At 52.5% G+C, this 5,015-nt stretch carries 4 protein-coding genes; all 4 read right to left on the minus strand.

The window, feature by feature from the left end; translation table 11 throughout:
• A partial coding sequence (locus Q0X57_RS07540) for a glycosyltransferase (RefSeq protein WP_297729781.1) occupies window positions 1-854 on the minus strand: 854 nt, incomplete at its 3' end.
• Window positions 855-877: 23 nt separating this feature from the next.
• The gene (locus Q0X57_RS07545) at window positions 878-1,723 is read right to left on the minus strand and encodes a glycosyltransferase family 2 protein (protein ID WP_297729784.1); all 846 of its coding nucleotides are present in this window, start codon (window positions 1,721-1,723) and stop codon (window positions 878-880) included.
• Between the two features lie 9 nt (window positions 1,724-1,732).
• Window positions 1,733-3,706, minus strand: a complete 1,974-nt coding sequence (gene gyrB / locus Q0X57_RS07550) for a DNA topoisomerase (ATP-hydrolyzing) subunit B (RefSeq protein WP_297729787.1) — start codon at window positions 3,704-3,706, stop codon at window positions 1,733-1,735.
• Window positions 3,707-3,896: 190 nt separating this feature from the next.
• Entirely contained in the window at window positions 3,897-4,889 is a 993-nt protein-coding gene (locus Q0X57_RS07555; protein WP_297729790.1) for a glycosyltransferase family 2 protein, read from the minus strand.
• Between the last annotated feature and the right edge of the window lie 126 nt (window positions 4,890-5,015).

Raw genomic sequence — 5,015 nt, forward strand, 5'->3', positions numbered from 1 at the left:
ATACGATTGGTGATCATAGCCCACATGCACTCACGCTGCCAGTGCTCTTTTTGGTAAGGCGTGGCTCGCTCCTCATAGAGCTGATAGCTGTGCTCTAAGCCTTGGATCCAGTTTTTAATCTTCTTGGTCCGACTAGAGGATCGGTCTATGGAGCCTATATTGGGAAAGTAGTAGTAAAAGGGCAGATCCGTGATTACCGTCCGAGGATTCTTGAGGATCACCTCGCTCCACCAGGGGAAGTCTTCGAAGATAACCCCTTTGAGAAAGGGCACATCCTGCACTAAACTCCTACGAAGCAGGTGGCGCCACACGTAGAAGTGCTTGATCGGGTACTCAATCCTCGTATGGCTGTACTCCGTGACATGAGCGAAGATGTCGTCGGTCGTGTAGTACTTGACCTCGTCTAGCGAAAATTGACGCTTGAGTCCGCGCGGCATCGTATTATCAATGTTAAAGCCTAGTGCGTGACGTACAAGAAGAAGAGGCCGAAAGAGTGGGTCTTTGTACCAAGTGACAATGTCTGCTTCCTCTTGCTCGACTAGGGCATAGGCGATCTCAAAGGTCTGAGGATGGATCAGATCGTCTGAGTCCAAGAAGTTGATAAAAGTTCCCTTAGCCACGGCCATACCTGCGTTGCGGGCATCGGATAGTCCTCCATTCGCCTTCGTAACAATCTTAAAGCGTGGGTCTCTCTCGGCATACTCTGCTAGGATCTGTGCACTATTGTCAGAGCTTCCATCATTGACACAGATAGCCTCCCAGTCGGTGAAGGTCTGCGCTAGGACGCTATCTAGACAGCGTCGCAGGTACTTCTCTACATTGTATACGGGGATGATGACGGAGATCTTGGGCATAAGAGATGGACTATGTATATGGTTCAGACTATGTTGTGAAAGCGCTCGGGTATCTCAACGATGAGACAGAGTCCCAGCATAGCGGGCTTGTTCCACGCATAGGGGGGACGTATACAGGTCTGTAGCTTGCGGGCTAGTCTAGTCGTACAGTCCCACGAACGAGCTTTATGGTTGGTCACCTGCTGGATGGTTTTCGACCGCTTGGCGATATGCTTGGTCCAGCCCGCCTCTCGTCGGTCGGGATCGGCAAAGCGTGCCTCAATACGCTTCATATCAAAGTAGCCGAAGTGAAAGAGGTAGAGCTGCGGATCAATGGTGAAGTTGTGCCCCTTGACACGGTGAAAGCCCGATCCCCAGATGACTGGCTGAGCGATGACGCAAGGCTTGGTGTAGCGTGTCGATAGCCGTGCGTAGTGACGCTGCTGGAGGAAAGGTCTATCCTCTCGGATGTCGCTCTCTTTCTCAAGATGCTGTCCTACATCGACGCCTAATCCTGAGACGCAGACGCCTACCTGCATCTGGCTCAGGTACTCTTTGAGTCTCATGCCAACGAGCGGGTCGACGACAAGTATTTCGTCTGCATCGACTCCGATGACGAGGTCGTAGCCTCCCATGGTGAGTAGCTCCTTGGCGCGCTCCGAGAGGAAAGCTAGTCGCTCCTTCCCTGCAGAGACTACCTGTCCTTGGATCTTATCTACCGCCACGACTGTGGCTTGAGGACACCAGTCGGGTAGGGGCTGATCCTTGCCATCTAGATAGATGTAGAGATGCTCCTCGCCTAGCTCTCGCCCGTAGTAGGTTGTCCACTTGCGCAGGTAGAAGTCATCATTGCGCACCATCGTTAGGGCGGCAACACGCTTGGTCTTCATAGTTAGGCGCTATGCGTCAATGTTGGCGTAGGTAGCGTTCTCCTCAATGAACTCGCGTCGTGGCTCAACATCTTCGCTCATAAGCATAGAGAAGACAGAGTCGGCACTGGCAAGGTTGTCTATGGTCACCTTGCGGAGGGTACGCGTCTGCGGATTCATCGTCGTGTCCCAGAGCTGTATATCGTTCATCTCTCCGAGACCTTTGTAGCGCTGTATCTTAATTCGGTTCTCCTGTCCGTTGCCATACTTGGTGACGAAATTAGCCTTCTCGTCATCTGTCCAGCAATACTCCTCAATGCGATCTTTCTTACAGAGGTAAAGGGGCGGATTGGCAATGTAGACGTAGCCGTTCTCGATGAGCGGACGCATATTGCGGAAGAAGAAGGTGAGAATCAGCGTGGCAATGTGCGCACCGTCGACATCGGCATCGGTCATGATGATGATCTTGTGGTAGCGAAGCTTGGAGAGGTTGAGCGCCTTAGAGTCTTCCTCTGTACCGACAGTCACGCCGAGCGCTGTGTAGATATTCTTGATCTCAGCATTGTCTAGGATGCGGTGCTGCATAGCCTTCTCCACGTTGAGGATCTTACCACGCAAGGGGAGGATCGCCTGATACTTGCTGTCTCGTCCCTGCTTGGCTGTACCACCTGCGGAGTCTCCCTCCACGATGAATAGCTCGCACTCGCTGGGATCTTTGCTTGAGCAGTCTGCCAGCTTACCTGGTAGTCCACCACCCGTGAGAGGTGACTTACGTTGTACCAGCTCACGAGCTCGGCGTGCTGCATGACGGGCCTGAGCAGCTAGGATGACCTTGTCTACGATAAGCTTAGCCTCTAGAGGATGCTCCTCAAGGTAGATCTCTAGCGCCTCGTTGACAGCGGCATCAACGACACCGACTATCTCGCTGTTACCGAGCTTTGTCTTCGTCTGTCCCTCAAACTGTGGCTCAGCAACCTTGACACTGACGATAGCGGTCAAGCCCTCACGGAAGTCATCGCCCGATATCTCCTCCTTGATCTTATCTAGGAGGTGCGAGTCGGTCGCATACTTCTTGAGCGTGCGAGTCAATCCACGGCGGAAGCCAGTTAAATGCGTACCGCCCTCAATGGTGTGAATGTCATTGACGTAGGTGTAGACGTTCTCTTGATAGGAGGTGTTGTAGGTCAGCGCAACCTCTACGGGTACGCCCTGCTTCTCTGTTGTGTGATGGATGACATCGTGAATGAGAGACTCCTTAGCGCCATCCACGTAGCGGACGAACTCGCTCAGTCCATCCTCTGAGTAGAAGGTCCAGGACTTAGGCTGTCCCTCCTCATCGTGTACTCGATGGTCAATGAGCTTGAGGTGTAGACCAGCATTCAGATAGGAGAGCTCACGCAAACGGTGAGAGAGTGTGTCACTACTATATATTGTCTCACGAAAGATTGTGTCGTCAGGCTTGAAGGTAATGCGCGTTCCTGTATCCGAAGCCTCACCGACCACCTCTACGCCCGTCAGAGGTTTCCCTCGGCTATACTCCTGGCGGTAGATCTTGCCGTCACGATGCACCTCGGCAATGAGTGACTCGGAGAGCGCATTGACACAGGATACACCCACACCGTGGAGACCTCCTGATACCTTGTAGGAGCCTTTATCAAACTTACCGCCAGCGTGCAGCACCGTCATAACCACCTCTAGGGCACTCTTGCCCTCCTTGGCGTGCATGTCAACGGGGATACCACGACCGTTGTCAGTTACTTGTATAGAGTTATCTGCTAGGATCTCAACTAGTACCTCAGTACAGTAGCCTGCTAGAGCCTCATCGATGGAGTTGTCGACCACCTCGTAGACAAGGTGGTGAAGTCCCTTCTCGCTGATGTCTCCGATATACATAGCAGGGCGCTTGCGCACTGCCTCTAGTCCCTCGAGGACTTGTATGCTACTGGCTGAGTAAGCACCTTTTTCCTGTGGTGCAGTCTTCATGTCTTTCTCTTGTTCGCTCATTGTAATAGGCTTATCGTCACGAGAGGAAGGCTCTGTTCTATGAATGTAGAGAGACTCCTCCCGTTAAGTGTCTTGAACAGTACAAAGATACAGAAAATGCGGGTATAATCCTCCTCCGAGTTTCTTTCCTTTACAATAAAAGGGTGGACAGCCCTGCTATATACTTAGGAAAGTGCGCTGGGGAGTCGGGCTAATGGGGCTTGACTCTCCTAAGCCACCACTCGGTATAGCGCTTGCGCAGAGAGAGGAGGAACATATACGACGAGTAGCGTATGCCACGGAGAGGCTTTAACCCTAGGTCTTGCAACTCCTTCTCCATCTTGGAGAGATAGACGTGACGCTCAGGGTGATCCATACGCGCTAGCCGATGGTACGCACGGTAGATCATCTTGAGCGGATAGATCTCCAAGCGGTGCGCCACTTCTGGTGAGAGGTGTGACGGGTTGTTGCGCAAGAAGAATATGCGGTCACGACAAGCTAGGAGCAGGTCGTAGACATTCTGTGGCTTAGCCACATGCACGATGCTTGTGGCGTGCAGTCGATAGTGATAGAGCGTGCGATCGGTGCATACCAAGCAGGTTGCACGAGCCACTAGTCTAGGCAGCAGGTAGTAGTCCTCAAAGACCCGACCCTCGGGCATCCGCTCATTATCAAACAGCTCACGGGGAAAGAGCTTATTCCAAAAGTGCCCAGACACCTTGTCGCCAGTCATCATTATGGTCAAAGCTTCCTGCGAAGAGAGCGTCGTCAAGTAAGGCACCCGCAGACCACGCCGATCCTTTGTTGAGCCATCGGCGTAGTGCCTTTGCATAGGACAGAGTACGATGGCAGGCTGCGTGGGCGCTTGTCTTATAGCGTCGTAGAGCATTGACACATGGTGGGGATCTATCCAGTCATCCCCGTCTATCCAAGCAATGTAGTCGCCTTGCGCTAGGTCTAGGGCACGATTGCGCAGACGAGCTATTCCACCATTATGCTCCATACGGTGTAGCTGCATTCGTGCATCCTCGGCTGCATACCTGCGGGCTATTTCTGGCGAAGCATCTGTCGAGGCATCGTCCATCAGCAAGATCTCTAGATTGGGGTAGTCTTGCGATGCGACCGAGGCCAAACAATTATCAAGATAAGCCGCCTCATTATAAAAGGTGACTATCAACGTAATCAGTGGCTGGGTGTCGGACATATCAAGCTAGGTCAAGGTAAATGTTTAGTAAATCGCTATTAAGCTTTGCGGGTTCGTACGAAGAGCCACTCTTCGGAGGTTGCTTCGTCGATAATCTCTAGCCCCACGGAGGCTAACCCTGAGCAG

The organism is uncultured Porphyromonas sp. (assembly GCF_947254915.1).
Classification (GTDB): Bacteria; Bacteroidota; Bacteroidia; order Bacteroidales; family Porphyromonadaceae; genus Porphyromonas.